Origin of the sequence: Streptomyces sp. NPDC051104 (genome assembly GCF_040682835.1) — a bacterium.
Classification (GTDB): Bacteria; Actinomycetota; Actinomycetes; order Streptomycetales; family Streptomycetaceae; genus Streptomyces; species Streptomyces cynarae.
Map to the genome: position 1 here is coordinate 404,816 of NZ_JBFBBS010000001.1, position 15,321 is coordinate 420,136.

Consider the following 15,321-nt stretch of genomic DNA (forward strand, 5'->3'; position numbering starts at 1 on the left):
ACGCGCCCCTGGAGCCGGCCCGCTCACAGAGAAATGACATCAGGATGAAGATCACCCATGTCGAAGTACACCGGATCGACGTTCCGGCGGCCAGCCCGCCCTTCCGCTGGAGGGACGGACTGAGCGGAAGCGCTCCGGTGGGCGACGGCGCGGTACTGCACATCGGCACCGACGAGGGAGCCGAGGGGGTGGCGCTGTTCGCCCGGCCGGGAGCCTTCGCCACCCTGCGGGACCTGGTGGAGCGGGTCTTCCGTGACGAACTGGTCGGAGCCGACCCGTTCCAGCGGGAATGGCTGTGGCACCGGGTGTGGGAGCTGGACCGTATCCACGAGCTCCCGCTCCCCGCCCTGGGCCTGATCGACACCGCCCTGTGGGACCTGGCCGGCCGGTACCACGGCCAGCCTGTCTGGCGCCTGCTGGGCGGCTTCCGGGAGGCGATCCCCGCCTACGCCTCCACCTCGACGTTCTCCAGCATCGCGGAGTTCCTCGACGTGGCGGACCAGTGCCTGGAACTGGGCTACCGCGGTATCAAGCTGCACGCCTGGGGCGACGCCCGGCGTGACGCCGAGCTGTGCCTGGCGTTGCGCGACCACGTCGGTCCGTCGATCCCCCTCATGTACGACGGCTCGGCCGGCTTCGACCTGCCCGACGCGATCCGCCTGGGCCGGGCGCTCTCGGAGGCCGACTACCTCTGGTACGAGGAGCCGATGCGCGAGTTCAGCATCTCCGCGTACCAGAGGCTGGCAGCGGCCGTGGACATACCGCTGCTGGTGGCCGAGACCTCCGACGGAGCGCACATGAACTCCGCGGACTTCATCCGGGCCGGTGCCGCCACCTTCGGGGTGCGGGCCGGCACCACCCTCCGCGGCGGCATCACCGGCGCCATGCGCACCGCACACCTCGCCGACGCCTACCGGCTGCGGGCCGAGGTGCACGGTTCGGACATCCCGAACCACCACCTGTGCATGGCGATCTCCAACACCACCTACTACGAGTCCCTGGTGACCGCGGCGAAGGTCGTCCGCGAGCGCCATGTGGACGACCAGGGCCTGGTGCACGCCCCCACGGGGCCTGGCATAGCCCTCCCGCTCGACTTCGGCTACGGCAAGGAGCTCCTGCCGTTCGTCGAGCAGCCGCGCTGACCGTGTGGTGGCCGTCCGCCCGGACCGCCACCGCAGCGGCGCCCCCCATCAGGCGCGTTACCTGTCCCACGCAAGGAACAAGAAAGGCAAGACGATGAGGTCTTCCGGATCTCCGAGAATCGGCCGGCGCCGCGCAGTGCTGCGCACCACGGCGGCCGCGCTCTCCCTGGCCACAGCGGCTGTCCTGGCCGGCTGCGCCAGCGCCGACACCACCGCCCAGTCGTCCTCGTCCGCGCAGCCGGCGTTCAAGCCGGTCACGCAGCAGGACGGCTCGCAGATCACGGTGTGGGCCGACTCGACCCGCCTGCCGTCGGTGCAGGCGTACCAGAAGTCGCACCCGAACGTGAAGATGAAGATCGTCACGTACGACGGCGGTGCCGACGGCTCCACGTATCTCCAGACGAAGGTGCAGCTCTTCGACCGGACCGGCAGCGGCTGGCCGGACGTGGTGTTCGGTTCACCCACCGACGTGACCTGGGCGTCGGAGCCCACCAAGCCCGGCGCACAGCCGTTCGCCGCGCCCCTGGACGACAAGCTCGTACCGCAGAGCACGCTGGACGGCTTCGCCAAGGGCTCCCTCGCGCCCTGCCAGTTCAACGGCCACACCTACTGCCTGCGCAACGACATCGCTCAGGTCGTGCTCTGGTACAACAAGAACCTCATGGACAAGTGGGGCTACAAGGTCCCCACCACCTGGGAGGACTACGAAGCCCTGGGCAAGCAGGTCGCCAAGGACCACCCCGGCTACCTCGTCGGCTCCGTCGGCGACACCAACTCCCACGAGTCGTACTTCTGGTCCGGCCGGTGCCCGGCGTTCAGCCTGACGAAGCCGGACACTCTGCGCAGCGCCCTGCAGGACCCGAACTGCACCCGGATGGCGAAGCTGCTGGACGGGCTGATCTCCGCCAAGGCCGTCACCACCAAGGGCTTCTTCAGCCAGGGCTTCGCCAAGGAGAGCGGCAGCAAGGTCCTGATGGCGTACGGCCCGTCGTGGTACGGCCAGTACCTCTTCAAGGCCGCCTTCAACGCCCCGGCCAAGCAGATCGCCGCGGCGTCCCCGCTGACCTGGAAGGGTGAGACCACGGCCGCCACCGGCAACGTCGGCGGCGGCGTGTGGATGGTGTCCTCGCACAGCGCCAACCTCAAGGCGTCCACGGACCTGGCCACCTGGCTGACCACCTCCGACCAGAACCAGGCCTCCGCGCCGACCTACCCGGCCTACACCAAGGCCGCGGAGGCGTGGCTGGCCAACCCGGCCAACAGCGACTACTTCGCCAACGACGTGAGCAAGCCCTTCCAGGAGGCCGCCAACGAGGTGTGGACCGGCTGGTCGAACACCAAGTTCCCGGACGCCACCGCCTGGTCCAGCGTCGTGCTGCCGGCCCTGACCGCCGGCAAGACCCTGACCTCGACCCTGCCGGCGTGGCAGCAGGAGATCAGCAACGAGGCGAAGGCCCACGGATACCAGGTGGTCAACCAATGACCTTGCTGGAGACCGAGCGCGTCGCCGTCTCCCCCCTCCGCCGCGGCATCATGCCGCGGCGGAGGGGCCGCGGTCTCGCGGGCTACTTCTTCGTCGCCGGCTACGCGGTGCTGCTGCTCGCGTTCGGCGTCTTCCCCACCGGCTACTCGTTCTACCTGGCGCTCACCAACGACCGGGGCCAGTTCACCGGACTCAACCAGTTCCTGAAGGTCGCCCAGGACTACCGCTTCGTGCCGGCCTTCACGAACATGCTGATCTACCTGGTCATGTGGCTGGTCACACTCGTCGTCCTGGTGGTCCTCGTCGCGGTGGTCCTGCGCAGCCGGGTGCGGCCGGGCACTTCGGCGCTCTTCCGCTTCCTGTACTACATTCCCGGTGCCCTCGCCGGAGTCGCCAGCGTCCTGGTCTGGCTGTTCATGCTGGACCCCGACGTCAGCCCGGTGTCCTGGATGCTCAAGAGCATGGGACTGCAGACCTTCGCGGCCGTGCTCTCGCCCGGCAACCTGCCGCTGGTCCTCATGCTGATCGCCTTCTGGACCGGCGCCGGCGGCTGGATGGTCGTGATGTACGGGGCGCTGAACAACATCCCCGACGAGGTGCTGGAAGCCGCCCGGATGGACGGCGCGGGGCCCTGGCGCACCGCCTGGCACATCCAGATCCCGATGATCCGGCAGTGGATCGTCTACATGACGATCATGGCGTTCGCCACCGGCACCCAGCTGTTCGTCGAGCCCCAGTTGCTCCAGACCGCCAGCCTCGGCCGGGTGAGCCCCACGTGGTCACCCAACCAGCTCGCCTACGTCTACGCCTTCCAGCAGGGCGACTTCAACGGCGCCGCCGCCATCTCCGTCTTCCTGCTGGCGCTGGGGCTCCTGGCGGCCGGACTGCTGGTGGCCCGATCGAACCTGTTCAAGTTGGACGAGAAATGACACAGACCACTGTCCCCTCGGCGGCGGCGGGCCGGCGCTTCGCCCCTTCCCGGGCCGCCTCCTTCCTGGTAGTGGGCCTCCTGCTGGCCCTGTTGCTGGTGTTCTTCGTTTTGCCGGTGATCTGGCTGCTGCTCGCGCCGTCGAAGACCGCGGGCCAAGTGGTGCAGGACAACCCGTTCTCCTTCGGCTCGTTCCGGCAGATCGGTGCCGCCTGGCGGCACCTGTTCGCCTTCCAGGACGGCGCCATGGTCACCTGGCTGCGCAACTCGGCCATCTACTCCGGTGGTTCGCTCATCCTGACGCTGGCCGTCAGCGTGCCCGCCGGGTACGCACTGGCCCTGACGAAGTTCCGCGGACGCAAGACGCTCCTCATGATCACCCTGGTCACGATGATCATGCCGCAGGCCACCCTGGTGCTTCCGGTCTTCCTGGAACTCAACCGCTTCCACCTGATCGGCACCATCTGGTCGGTGATCCTGCCCTTCTCCTTCTACCCGTTCGGCGTGTACCTCGTGTACATCTACTTCGGGAGCAGCCTGCCCAAGGACCTGCTGTCGGCCGCGCGGATCGACGGCTGTACGGAATGGCAGCTCTTCTCGCGCATCGCGCTGCCGCTGGCGAAGCCGGTGGTCGGGCTGGTCGCCTTCTTCAGCTTCGTGGGCAACTGGAACAACTTCTTCCTGCCGTACCTCGTCCTGCCGAAAAGCGAGCAGTTCCCCGTCCAGGTGGGCCTGTACCAGCTGCTGACCTCCACGCCGTCCTTCAACCCCGTTGCCGGTGCCGGTCTGAACATCACCATCCCGGAACTGGCCCTGGCGATCATCGTCGCCATCCTGCCCGTTCTGGTGCTCTTCCTGTTCTCGCAGCGCACACTGGTGTCCGGGATGCTCGCCGGAGCGACCAAGGAATGAGTTCCCTCCGCGTCGCCCTCTTCCCCACCTGCGTCAACGACGCCGTCCACCCCGCCACGGCGATCGCCACGGTCACCGTCCTCGAACGGCTCGGCGTCGAGGTGGATTTCCCCTTCGAGCAGACGTGCTGCGGCCAGCCGCAGTACAACACCGGCTACCGCCGGGAGACCGAGCCGCTGCTGCGCCGCATGGCGAAGGCGTTCGACGGATACGACCACGTGGTGGCCCCGTCGGGCTCCTGCGTGGCCATGGTACGCGACAACTATCCCCGGCTCGGCTCGCGCGCCGCGGCCGAGGGGCGGGCCGACGACCTTGCCGACCAGGCCCGTTCGCTGGCCGGCCGGGTCCACGAGTTCAGCGAGTTCCTGGTCGACGTACTGGGCGTGACCGACGTCGGCGCGTACTTTCCCCACACCGTCACCTACCACCCGTCCTGTCATGGATTGCGGGTGCTGGGACTCGGCGACCGTCCCCGGCGGCTGCTGGAGGCGGTCGAGGGCCTGGAACTGGTGGAACTGCCCGGCGCGGACGAGTGCTGTGGGTTCGGGGGCACCTTCGCGGTGAAGAACCCCCACGTCTCGGCGGCCATGGGCGCCGACAAGATCCGCAACGCCGAGGCCACCGGCGCCCGCGTGCTGTGCGGCGCCGACAACTCCTGCCTCATGCACCTGGACGGGATGCTGCGCCGCCGGGGCAGTGACCTGCGCCCGCTGCACCTCGCCGAAATCCTTGCCTCCACCCGGACGGAACCCTTGCGATGACCGGTACGTACCTGGGGATGCCCGCCTTCCCCCGCGCGGCCGCCGCCGCCACCCAGGACACCCGTCTGCGGGCGAACCTGACCCGGGCCACCGGCACCATCCGCGCCAAGCGCGCGCAGGCCGTAGCCGAGCTGGACGACTGGGCACGGCTGCGCGCCGCCGGAGCCGCGATCAAGGACCGGACGCTGCGGCATCTCGACCACTACCTCGAGCAGTTGGAGGCGGCGGTCACCCGAGCCGGCGGTGTGGTGCACTGGGCGGCCGATGCCGGCGAGGCCAACCGGATCGTCGCCGACCTGATCAAGGCCACCGGGGAGACCGAGGTCGTCAAGGTCAAGTCCATGGCCACCCAGGAGATCGGCCTCAACGAAGCCCTGGCCGCCGAAGGCATCACCGCCTACGAGACCGACCTCGCCGAACTGATCGTGCAGTTGGGCGACGACCGGCCCTCCCACATCCTGGTCCCGGCAATCCACAAAAACCGGGGCGAGATCCGGGACATCTTCCGCGCGACCATGAGCCAGTGGGGACGCCCGGCGCCCGAGGGACTCACCGACGATCCCGCGGAACTGGCCGAGGCCGCCCGCCTGCACCTGCGCGAGAAGTTCCTGCGCGCCAAGGTGGCCATTTCCGGCGGGAACTTCATGGTCGCCGAAACCGGCACGATGGTCGTCGTGGAGTCGGAGGGCAACGGCCGGATGTGCCTGACCCTGCCCGAGACGCTGATTTCCGTGGTGGGGATCGAGAAAGTCGTACCCACCTGGCGGGACCTGGAGGTCTTCCTCCAGACCCTGCCCCGCTCCTCCACCGCCGAGCGGATGAACCCGTACACCTCGATGTGGTCCGGCACCACCGAAGGCGACGGGCCCCGGGAATTCCACCTGGTCCTGCTCGACAACGGCCGCACCGCCACCCTCGCCGACGAAGTCGGCCGCCAGGCGCTGCGCTGCATCCGCTGCTCCGCATGCCTCAACGTCTGTCCCGTCTACGAACGCGCCGGCGGCCACGCCTACGGCTCGCCCTACCCCGGCCCCATCGGAGCCATCCTCACCCCCCAACTCCGTGGGATCGGTACCGAACTGGACGCCTCCCTGCCCTACGCCTCCTCCCTGTGCGGCGCCTGCTACGAGGTCTGCCCGGTTGCCATCGACATCCCCGAAGTCCTCGTCCACCTCCGCGAACGGGTGGCCGAGCAGGGCGGTGCGGGCCACCGGCTGGAGAAGGGCGCCGTCCGCGCGGCCGGCTGGGTCCTCGACCGTCCGGCGGTTCTCGCCGCGGCCGAGCGCACCGCCTCCCGTACCCGACGGCTGCACCCCCGCCGCCTGCCCGGACCCGGCAGCGGTGCCTGGAGCGAGTCCCGCGATCTGCCCCGTATCCCGGCCGCGCCCTTCCGCGACTGGTGGCGCGCCAACCGAACGACCGAGGAGCGCCCATGAGCAGCCGGGACGTGGTGCTCGGCCGTATCCGCACGGCCCTGAGCGACGTCCCCCGCCAGGAGGGGCCCGAGGACGTCCCCGTCGCCCGCGACTACCGGGCCGCACACGCCGCGGACGACCCCGGTGAGCTGCTGGACCTGCTTCAGGACCATCTCACCGAGTACCGCGCGGCCGTGCACCGGTGCGACCCCGCCGGTCTGCCCGGGACGGTGGCCGCGGTGCTGGCCCGGCGGGGTGCTCGTACGGTCGTCGTCCCCGAGGGGCTGCCCGAGGAGTGGCTGTCCGAGGCCGTGGTCGAACGGCTCACCGACACCCCGCCGCTGAGCCCGCGCGCCTGGGACGCGGCGGACAGCGTGGTGACGGGGTGTGCGCTGGCCATAGCCGAGACGGGCACGATCGTGCTGGACGGCGGGCCGGGGCAGGGCCGGCGTGCGCTGAGCCTGATCCCCGACCACCACCTCTGCGTGGTGCGCGCTCCGGAACAGGTCGTCGCCTCGGTTCCGGCCGCCGTGGCGAGGCTGTCACCGAACCGCCCGCTCACCTGGATCTCCGGTCCTTCCGCCACCAGCGACATCGAACTCGAACGCGTCGAAGGCGTCCACGGCCCCCGCATCCTCGACGTCGTCCTCGTCCACCCCTGAGCCGCACCGGCGCCGCGCACCCCTCACCCGACGACACCTGGAGCAGCCTTGCCCTCCGAGCCGATCGCCTGGCCGCCGCCCGAGCTCGCCGTACCGCCGGTACAGCTCCCACCGACCGCCCCCACCACCGCCGCCGACGGCGTCCGCCGATACGACGGGCTGAGCTACGCCACCAACTCCGGTTACCGGCCGCGGCTGCTGGACCTGTCCGTGCCGGCGGCTGCCGAACCCCCCGCCGTGGTGGTCTGGATCCACGGCGGCGCCTGGATGGAGGGCGACCGGCGCCACCCGCCGCCGACCGTGAGCGCGGACCTCCTGTTCGGCTCCCTGCTGCGGGCCGGACTCGCCGTCGCCACCATCGACTACCGCCACGCCCGCGAAGCCCCCTTCCCCGCCCAACTGCACGACGTCAAAGCGGCCATCCGCTACCTGCGCCATTACGCCGGGACGCTCGGGATCGACGGGACGCGGATCGGCGTGTGGGGCGAGTCGGCCGGCGGTCACCTGGCCGCGCTGGCCGGGCTCACCGACGCAGCCCACCCCTCGCTCGAAGGAACGGAAGGGATCGCACAGGGCGACACGACGGTCGGGGCTGTCGTGGACTGGTACGGGATCACCGACGTGGGGGCGCTGCTGCCGGACGCGCCCGGCCCCCACGACCCCTTCGTCACCTTCCTGGGCGGCGACCCGGCCGACAGGCTGCACCTGGCGGCAGCCGCCAGCCCGGTCAGCTACGCGCGGTCCCCGGCGCCGCCCTTCCTCCTGGTCCACGGGACCCACGACACGCTCGTCCCCTTCGAGCACAGCGAGCGCCTGGCCGGACTCCTGCGGGCCGCCGGCAACCACGCGGAGCTCGTCGCCGTACCGGGCGCCGAGCACATCTTCCTCAACGCCGACGTCGCTCCGGTCGTCGCCCGCTGCGTCGCCTTCCTCGCCCATCACCTGCGCCGCCCCGCGACCGACCGGGCCGCGGAAATCCGGCCGGTTGCCCAGTGACCTCGCGCTCGGCCGAGTGAGCCCGCCCCGGCGCACGCCGGGAGCCACCGCCAACTGGCACACGGGCGCCGGGCCTTCGCCCTCCGGCACGACACCCGCATCGTCCTCCCCCGGAGCCCACGAGGGCGCTCACGAAGGGTCCCGCACGGCGGGCAGCGCGTGCGTGCGTACTCCACGAAGCGGCGGGCGGCGGGGCTGGCGGCGTGTCCCTTCGGCGGGACGAGATCGATGCGACACTCCAGGCTGATTCCACGGAGCGGGATCCGCCGCAGGGACCGCAGGACCGACGTTGCCCGGGAGCAGGCGAAGTTCAGCGGCTGGGAGACGGAGGTGACACCTGCTCCCTCGGCCACGAGACCGAAGACGGTCGTCCATTCGTCCACTTCGCACACGATTGACCGCGATCCGGTCTAGTAGATGGTCGGTGCGCTCGCGCAGCTCGGCGAGCTGCCCGGCCGTGTCCAGGACATCCATGGAGCCCCGTCGGCGAGCTGAACAACAGAGCCGCGGTCGAGGGGACGGTTCTGCCATTCGGCCCTGACTCCAGCACCCGCTTGGTCAGCATCTGCAACAGCCCGCCTTCGCCGGTCAGTCGCAGACCCTCACTCTGGGCCCGATCAACCAGCATCGCGACGAGCTGCTCGTCCGAGGCGGCAGACGGCATCCCACCGCCGACCGGCTCCTCCACGGACTCGTGCTCGATCGTCGTCTCGCTCACGCGGCGTCTCTCCCTTGATCAGCAGATCCGCCGTTGACTAGGCCCTGTCTCACATTCGGTGGTGACGGAGAGTCGTGAGGATCGTTGACACTCGCGTGAAGGATGTCAACGAGCTTGTGCAGACGGTGTTTTTCGGGTCTTTCCCCGGCTGGTCATAGAGGATGTGGCCGACGAGGGCGAGCGGATCGTGGTGCGTGCGCGGACTCCGCAGGGCACCGCGGTCTGTCCGGTGTGCGGCGCGTCGTCGGGGCGGGTGCACGGATCTCACCTGCGGACGGTGGCCGACGTGCCGGTCGACGGACGGCGGGTGGTGGTGCGGGTGCGGGTGCGACGCTTGGTGTGTCCCACGCGCGGCTGCCTGCAGACCTTCCGCGAGCAGGTGCCCGGGGTGCTGGAGCGTTACCAGCGACGCACGGCCCGTCTGACCAGGCAAGTCAAGGCTGTGGTCAAGGAGTTGGCGGGCCGGGCGGGATCACGTCTGCTGGCGATACTCGCGGCGGGCCTGTCTCGTCACACTGCCCTGCGCGCCATGGACGGCGTCGATAAGGATCGTGGCATAGCGATGTCCGCGCCGCAGCGCGAAGTCGTCCACGCCCAGCACCGCGGGCGTTTCCAGGAGCGGCAGGGGGATGTGCAGCAGACAGGTCAGCATGCTCGACCAGGACAGAACCTGGTGCAGATGGCTCAGCAGCCTCGCGCCGGCCTTCCCTGCCAAAGCGGCAGCTACCTGCTCAACCACCCTCTGCAGGGCCGGGTCCGGCGCTGGTAGCGCGCAGTCAGCCCGTCCGCCTGCTTGGCGAAGGTGGTCTTCGGGCAGTCCGGGTTCTCGCAGTACAGGCGGCGCACCGACAAGTCGATCACCACCGGGCGGCCGCCGACCGCTTCGTCCGTCACGTGCCGCACATACCGGCTGTGCTCCCAGTCCGAGGACCGGCCGCAGTCCGGGCAGGCCACCGCGATGCCGTCACGGGTCCGTGCCGTGATGCGGATCAGCCCGGTGCCAGCCTCCAGCCCCTCGACCTGCACCGCGGCCAGATGCGGCAGCAGGACCTCCAACTCGACATCACACACCACCCAGCCTGCAACCAAACTGACGTCACGTCCCGAGCTGCGGCCGACCCGATCACCGACTACGAAAATCTTGTAAGAGCCGAACGTCTTACAGTCCTGCGAACGGCGGTGGTTGCCGCACAGCAGCGCAGTACAGCAACGACCGCCTCGATCTGGTCGATCATGCGGGTTATGGCGTGGTCGTGGCGCTCCGTGCGCAGCCCGGCGGCGGCCAGGATCTCGGCGTACTCGTCCAGCGGGCGGGCATCGGCGATGCAGGCGATCCGCGAGGCCGGGCCGGTCAGTTCGGACGGAAGCCGGTCGGGGACGGCCGTCACGTCGGTGATGCACAGTCGGCCGCCGGGGACGAGGAAGCGGGCGCGCACTCGCAAAATGATCAGCTCCGACGGGGCGGGGTGCACGCCCGTTCGGCCAGCATCAGGAGGAACACGACCAGGTAGCCGTGATCGGCGATGAAGTTCTGCGCGGACCCGCTCTTTCGGGTGGCGTTTCGGTGGGGTTCCGGGCGCGGGAACGGACACGCTTCCCGCTATCTCCGAGTGGGCTGCTCCACCTCACCATTCACGGTCGCACTAGAACTCTTACATCATGTAGGACTACTCTGGGCCTGAGAGTCCGCCGCATAACCCTGCGCAGACGTAGGTCCGGGGGCGGTGCGCGGCCACGGGCAGATCGTCCGTTCGTGGCTCGGAAAGGTGCGAGATGACTTCGCGAGCACGGCGGAAAGCCGTTATCGGAGCGGTGCTGCTGCCGCTGGCGGTGCCCGTGGACGGCGTCCCGACGCAGACCAGCGGGCGGCACAGCACCAGCGCCGCCGGCACACGGAGCCTCGGCATAGAGGTATAGGGCGACGGTTCCGGGATTCCTGCGGGCACCCGTGCATCGGCCAGGCCGCAACGCGAACCGATGACGAGGTGCGCAGGACGCATACACACCGACATGTGCTTGGAGGTCACGTGGCAACGACTGGCACCCAGATCACGCCGCTGTCCGAGGACGGGATACTGATCAGTATCGTCCTGCCCGTCTATCAGGTGCAGGAGTATCTGCCAGAGTGTCTGGACTCGGTGCTCGGGCCGTCGCAGTCCTTCAGGGGGGTCGAGGTCGTGGCCGTGGACGACTGCTCCCCCGATGGGAGTGGTGCCCTTCTCGACGAGTACGCGGCTCGGGACCCGCGGCTGCGCGTGGTGCACCTGCCGCAGAACGTCGGCCTCGGCCAGGCGCGCAACGAGGGCCTGGCGCGGGCCAAGGGCGAATACGTCTGGTTCGTCGACAGCGACGACCGGCTGACCGACGGGGCGCTGGCCGCGGTCGCCGAGCGGCTGCGGCGGACCAGCCCCGACGTACTTCTCGTCGACTTCGCCCTGGCCAACCCGGACGGAGGTGTGGAGCGCAACGTGCGCGCGCATCTCTTCTGGGACGCCCCCGAGACGTTCACGCTCGCCGTGCGCCCCAGCACCCTGGACCTCATCATGACCGCGTGGAGCAGGGTGCTGCGCCGGGAGTTCCTCCTCGGCCTGGACGTGGACTTCGGACGCGGGTTCTACGAGGACATCTCCGTCACCTACCCCCTACTGCTCGCCGCGCGTCGACTCAGCATGCTCGACCGGGTCTGCTACCACTACCGGCGCGGGCGAGAGGGCGCAATCACCAACACCTCCAGCCCGAGGCACTTCGATCTCTTCGGCCAGTACGAGCGGATCTTCGCCTTCATCGACCGCGAGGCCGCGACCGCCGAGCTGTTCCGAAAGGCCGTCTTCGACCGCACCGTGCGCCATGCGACGACCGTACTCGCCACCCCCGGCCTGGTACCGAAGAAGCTGCGGCGCGATTTCTTCCGGCGGACGTCGGAGCACTTCCGGCGGTTCCGGCCACAGGGCTACTCGTACCCGTCCGGCCTGCGCGGCCTGCAGTACCGGCTGGTGGAGCGGGATGCCTTCCGCGCGTACGCGGCGCTGGAGCCGGTGAACCGACTTCGTCTCGCACTTCGTGCCGCCCTCGGCCGGACGCGCGGTGTGGCACTGCGGGCATCCCGGCTCGCTGCGACGGCGGTGCGGCGGGCCTACTTCCGCGCCTGCCTGCTGCTTCCCGCCGACGACACCCTTGCCGTCTACTCTGCCTATTGGAACCGCGGGTACGCCTGCAACCCCGCGGCCATCTTCGACAAGGCCCGCGAGCTCGCGCCGGGCATCCGTGGAGTGTGGGTGGTCGCCGAGGACAGGACGGGTTCGATCCCGCCGGGCGTCGAGTACGTGGTGGACGGCTCGGCCCGCTGTCTGCGCACCATGGCGCGGGCGAAGTACCTGGTCAACAATGTGAACTTCCCGTATGAGCTGCCCAAGCGGCGCGGCGCGGTGCTGGTGCAGACACAGCACGGCACCCCTCTGAAGAAGATGGGGATCGACCTGCGTGACCACCCCGCGGCCGCGCGCGGCATGAACTTCGACAGGCTGGTGGAGCAGTCCGGGCGGTGGGACTTCCTGGTCTCGCCGAACCCGCACACCACCGAGGTGTTCACCCGGGTCTATCCCGGCGGCTACGAGGTACTCCAGACGGGCTATCCGCGCGTGGACCGGCTGGTCAACGCCTCGCCCGACCGAGTGAACCGCGTACGGGACGAACTGGGCATCGCCCCCGGGCAGACCGCTGTCCTCTACGCGCCCACCCACCGCGACCACCAGGACGAGGCGGCGCCTCTGCTCGACGCGCAGCGGCTCGCCGTCCAGCTCGGCCACGACCATGTCCTGCTGCTGCGCTTGCACTACTTCGACGCCCCGCAGAACGCGGCGTCGCGGGGCGTCGTGGACGTCTCGTCCCACCCGTCGATCGAAGACCTCTGCATCGCGGCCGATGTGCTGATCACCGACTACTCCTCGGTGATGTTCGACTACGCCGCCTTGGACAGGCCGATCGTGATCTACGCGCCCGACTGGGAGATCTACCGGCGCACACGAGGGGCCTATTTCGACCTCCTCGCCGAGGCGCCCGGCGCGATCGCCACCACGCAGGAGCAGCTCGCGAAGGTCTTGCGCAGCGGCGAGTACACGGGGCCGGGCGCGGCCAAACGGCTCTCCGGGTTCCGGGCGCGCTTCTGCCCCTACGACGACGGGCACGCGGCCGAGCGCGTGGTGCGTCGCGTCTTCCTGGGCGAGCCGGCCGAGGAGCTGGCAGACGCGTCCGGCACGGCACCGACGAGCAGCTGACCGCGTCGCCGCTCAGTGCCGCACGCGGCGGGCGAGCCGTCCGGCGAGAACGCGGCCCGCACCGGCAAGGCCGTCGGCGACGCGCACGGCGAGGCAGCCGCTGTTGGTGGCGTGCGGCTGGAGCAGCAGCACCTGCCCTCGGCGGCCGACGTGCACCAGCCGTCTGAGGCCCGACTCGGCACGCAGGGGCGTCGTGACCGGCTCACCGTCCCGGAAGGTCAGGGTCACCCAGGCGTCCCAGGTGGTGATCGCGCCAGGTTCGCACAGCGCCGCCGGGTCGACGGTGACGGTGGCACGCCAGCCGCCGTGTCCGCTCGGCCCGGCCTCCCACGCGGTCTCGTACCGGTGCGTCGTCCCCCTCACCCGGTGGCGCAGCTCGACGGTCGCGTGCTCCGGGCCCGCGTGCCCGGTTCTTCCGTAGAGGTCGGCCAGCCGCAGTTCGAGGACGAGACGGCGGCCAGCGCGCACGTCCGCTGCGACATAGAGCGGCAGCTGTCCGATCGGGGCCTCGGCGAGGCCGTCGAGCACGATCTCGTACATCCCGTCAGAGACGGAATCTGCCTCGTCCCACAGCGGTCGCCGTGTGTCACCGGCGTACGGCGGCGCCAGCCGCGGCGGGTCGGCCGCCAGCTCCGCGAGCCGCCGGATGTTCGCGGCTTTCCGCTCGCGTCCGAGCAGCACCGCGGTGCGCCAGCGGGCGGCGGGCGTGGCCCGGCGTACGGCCTCCGCCGCGAAGGGGCGTACATGCTCGCGCGAGATCCGCCACCAGACGTCCTGATACTCCGACGCACGCCGCGGCAGTTCGCTCAGGTAAACGGCAAGATCGTGCTCGAGGAACTTGGTCTGCGCGGCGATCAGCAGCTCTTGGTCGCCCCTGTCCCGCATGATCTCCAGCACCTGCTGATGGGCGGCGACCCGGTCCTTCCAGTTCTGGATCCGGTCTCGGCGCAGCGAGATAGAGGCCCGACCGGTGCCGTAGCGCACATTCCAGACGTAGACAGTCTCGGGGGTGACGGCGAGGCGCGGACGGGCCGCATAGACACGCGCGGTGAAGACGAAGTCCTCGTAGTGCGCCGCGCCGTCGGGAAAACGGATCTGTCGGGAGAGCAGGAAATCACGGCGATAGATCTTGTTCACCGACAGCGTGTCCCACAGCGTCTGCGGGCGCCCGGCCACCCCGTCGTGCACCGACTCCCTCGTGAACAGTTGCTCCTGCCAGGGGATCTCGCGTCCACTGTGCAGCTCGCGCCGTACGCACAGCCCCGCCGCCACATCGGCGTCATGCCGCAGTGCGACGGCGAGCAGCGCGTCCACAGCCTTCGGCGGCAGCACGTCGTCACTGTCGAGGAAGACCAGCCACGGGGAGCGGGCCGCATCGATGCCGTCGTTGCGCGGGGTGCCGCAGCCGCGGCTGTTGGCCGCACGGCGCACGACGCGCACCCGTGGCTCGGCGGCTGCGAGCCGTTCCAGTACGCGCGGGGTGTCGTCGGTGGAAGCGTCGTCGACGACGACGACCTCGCCGACCGCCTCGCCCTGTGCGAGCGCCGAGGCGACCGCCTCCGCAACATGCTCCGCGTCGTTGTACGTGATGACCGCCACCGTCACGACGCCATCGTTCACGCTGGACACCCTTGCTCCCATTCGTGCACCCGTAACCGGCACCCCCTGCCGTCGGTGGAGCAGAGGGCCCGGCTCGGGCAGGGCCCCTGAACTCCTACATTATGTGGGACCAAACTATCGGGACCTCCTACATCGTGTGCGCCAGGGCGCCGCACAGGCTCCCTGGCGAGGAGACTCCCGGAGGCTTTCGCGTCACCGCGCCAACGGAACCCGCTATGCCCCCAACAGCTCCGTCAACCGCCGCGCCCGACTCGGGGACCCAGCGTGCGCGGCGCGCCACATCAGTGAAAACCTGGACCTGTCAGCCCAGGCCGTCCGCACACGCAACCACCGCGACCGCGCTTGTCGAGCGCCCCCGAACGAACAAGATCACCAGGGCGCTGCAGTACGGGCCCGCGTGCACCGTCACC

General features: G+C 70.0%; 14 protein-coding genes and 2 pseudogenes. 11 read left to right on the forward strand and 5 right to left on the reverse strand.

The window, feature by feature from the left end:
* The first annotated feature begins 44 nt into the window (after positions 1-44).
* The 8 genes from AB0N14_RS02000 to AB0N14_RS02035 all read left to right on the forward strand — a co-directional run bounded on the left by AB0N14_RS02000 (position 45) and on the right by AB0N14_RS02035 (position 8,299).
* Positions 45-1,142 carry an enolase C-terminal domain-like protein gene (locus AB0N14_RS02000; protein WP_366023795.1) on the forward strand — a complete coding sequence of 366 codons (1,098 nt, stop codon included), beginning with the start codon at positions 45-47 and terminating at the stop codon, positions 1,140-1,142.
* Positions 1,143-1,236: 94 nt separating this feature from the next.
* Positions 1,237-2,625, forward strand: coding sequence for an extracellular solute-binding protein (locus tag AB0N14_RS02005; protein ID WP_366023796.1), 1,389 nt, complete (start codon positions 1,237-1,239; stop codon positions 2,623-2,625).
* Positions 2,622-3,554, forward strand: coding sequence for a sugar ABC transporter permease (locus AB0N14_RS02010; protein ID WP_366023797.1), 933 nt, complete (start codon positions 2,622-2,624; stop codon positions 3,552-3,554). The genes AB0N14_RS02005 and AB0N14_RS02010 overlap by 4 nt, the downstream gene beginning before the upstream one ends.
* On the forward strand, positions 3,551-4,465 hold the full coding sequence (locus AB0N14_RS02015) for a carbohydrate ABC transporter permease (protein ID WP_366023798.1): 915 nt from the start codon (positions 3,551-3,553) through the stop codon (positions 4,463-4,465). The genes AB0N14_RS02010 and AB0N14_RS02015 overlap by 4 nt, the downstream gene beginning before the upstream one ends.
* Positions 4,462-5,226: a (Fe-S)-binding protein gene (locus AB0N14_RS02020; protein ID WP_366023799.1), complete on the forward strand. Its 765-nt coding sequence runs from the start codon at positions 4,462-4,464 to the stop codon at positions 5,224-5,226. The genes AB0N14_RS02015 and AB0N14_RS02020 overlap by 4 nt, the downstream gene beginning before the upstream one ends.
* Positions 5,223-6,662 (forward strand): lactate utilization protein B, encoded by a 1,440-nt coding sequence (locus tag AB0N14_RS02025; RefSeq protein WP_366023800.1) that lies wholly within the window; start codon positions 5,223-5,225, stop codon positions 6,660-6,662. The genes AB0N14_RS02020 and AB0N14_RS02025 overlap by 4 nt, the downstream gene beginning before the upstream one ends.
* Positions 6,659-7,303: an LUD domain-containing protein gene (locus AB0N14_RS02030; protein WP_366023801.1), complete on the forward strand. Its 645-nt coding sequence runs from the start codon at positions 6,659-6,661 to the stop codon at positions 7,301-7,303. The genes AB0N14_RS02025 and AB0N14_RS02030 overlap by 4 nt, the downstream gene beginning before the upstream one ends.
* Positions 7,304-7,351: 48 nt before the next feature.
* The gene (locus AB0N14_RS02035; RefSeq protein ID WP_366023802.1) at positions 7,352-8,299 is read left to right on the forward strand and encodes an alpha/beta hydrolase; all 948 of its coding nucleotides are present in this window, start codon (positions 7,352-7,354) and stop codon (positions 8,297-8,299) included.
* A 538-nt stretch (positions 8,300-8,837) separates the two neighbouring features.
* On the opposite strand, the pseudogene AB0N14_RS02040 reads toward AB0N14_RS02035, so the two are convergent.
* A pseudogene (locus AB0N14_RS02040) lies at positions 8,838-9,017 on the reverse strand (IS256 family transposase); the annotation flags it as partial.
* Between the two features lie 95 nt (positions 9,018-9,112).
* Here AB0N14_RS02040 and AB0N14_RS02045 point away from each other — a divergent pair.
* A pseudogene (locus AB0N14_RS02045) lies at positions 9,113-9,543 on the forward strand (transposase family protein); the annotation flags it as partial.
* On the opposite strand, the gene AB0N14_RS02050 reads toward AB0N14_RS02045, so the two are convergent.
* From AB0N14_RS02050 to AB0N14_RS02060, 3 genes are read right to left on the reverse strand one after another with little or no spacing between them, the layout of a single operon-like run.
* Positions 9,490-9,756, reverse strand: coding sequence for a hypothetical protein (locus AB0N14_RS02050; RefSeq protein ID WP_366024265.1), 267 nt, complete (start codon positions 9,754-9,756; stop codon positions 9,490-9,492). The pseudogene AB0N14_RS02045 and the gene AB0N14_RS02050 overlap by 54 nt on opposite strands.
* Complete coding sequence (locus AB0N14_RS02055; RefSeq protein ID WP_366023803.1) at positions 9,741-10,091, reverse strand: transposase family protein; 351 nt, start codon at positions 10,089-10,091, stop codon at positions 9,741-9,743. Before AB0N14_RS02055 ends, AB0N14_RS02050 begins: the two co-directional genes overlap by 16 nt.
* A 56-nt stretch (positions 10,092-10,147) precedes the next feature.
* Positions 10,148-10,453 (reverse strand): hypothetical protein, encoded by a 306-nt coding sequence (locus AB0N14_RS02060; RefSeq protein ID WP_366023804.1) that lies wholly within the window; start codon positions 10,451-10,453, stop codon positions 10,148-10,150.
* Positions 10,454-10,790: 337 nt separating this feature from the next.
* Between AB0N14_RS02060 and AB0N14_RS02065 the strand changes: the two genes are divergently transcribed.
* Complete coding sequence (locus AB0N14_RS02065; RefSeq protein WP_366023805.1) at positions 10,791-10,934, forward strand: hypothetical protein; 144 nt, start codon at positions 10,791-10,793, stop codon at positions 10,932-10,934.
* A 110-nt stretch (positions 10,935-11,044) separates the two neighbouring features.
* Positions 11,045-13,291: a bifunctional glycosyltransferase family 2 protein/CDP-glycerol:glycerophosphate glycerophosphotransferase gene (locus AB0N14_RS02070; protein WP_366023806.1), complete on the forward strand. Its 2,247-nt coding sequence runs from the start codon at positions 11,045-11,047 to the stop codon at positions 13,289-13,291.
* A gap of 12 nt (positions 13,292-13,303) precedes the next feature.
* On the opposite strand, the gene AB0N14_RS02075 is transcribed toward AB0N14_RS02070, so the two are convergent.
* A complete protein-coding gene (locus AB0N14_RS02075; RefSeq protein WP_366023807.1) occupies positions 13,304-14,911 on the reverse strand; it encodes a glycosyltransferase family 2 protein in 1,608 nt (535 codons plus the stop codon).
* Positions 14,912-15,321: the final 410 nt, after the last annotated feature.

Excerpts from the sequence above, each read along its gene's own strand:
- AB0N14_RS02000 (WP_366023795.1), top strand. The coding sequence starts at position 45 with ATGAAGATCACCCATGTCGAAGTACACCGGATCGACGTTCCGGCGGCC.
- AB0N14_RS02005 (WP_366023796.1), top strand. The coding sequence starts at position 1,237 with ATGAGGTCTTCCGGATCTCCGAGAATCGGCCGGCGCCGCGCAGTGCTG.
- AB0N14_RS02010 (WP_366023797.1), top strand. The coding sequence starts at position 2,622 with ATGACCTTGCTGGAGACCGAGCGCGTCGCCGTCTCCCCCCTCCGCCGC.
- AB0N14_RS02015 (WP_366023798.1), top strand. The coding sequence starts at position 3,551 with ATGACACAGACCACTGTCCCCTCGGCGGCGGCGGGCCGGCGCTTCGCC.
- AB0N14_RS02020 (WP_366023799.1), top strand. The coding sequence starts at position 4,462 with ATGAGTTCCCTCCGCGTCGCCCTCTTCCCCACCTGCGTCAACGACGCC.
- AB0N14_RS02025 (WP_366023800.1), top strand. The coding sequence starts at position 5,223 with ATGACCGGTACGTACCTGGGGATGCCCGCCTTCCCCCGCGCGGCCGCC.
- AB0N14_RS02030 (WP_366023801.1), top strand. The coding sequence starts at position 6,659 with ATGAGCAGCCGGGACGTGGTGCTCGGCCGTATCCGCACGGCCCTGAGC.
- AB0N14_RS02065 (WP_366023805.1), top strand. The coding sequence starts at position 10,791 with ATGACTTCGCGAGCACGGCGGAAAGCCGTTATCGGAGCGGTGCTGCTG.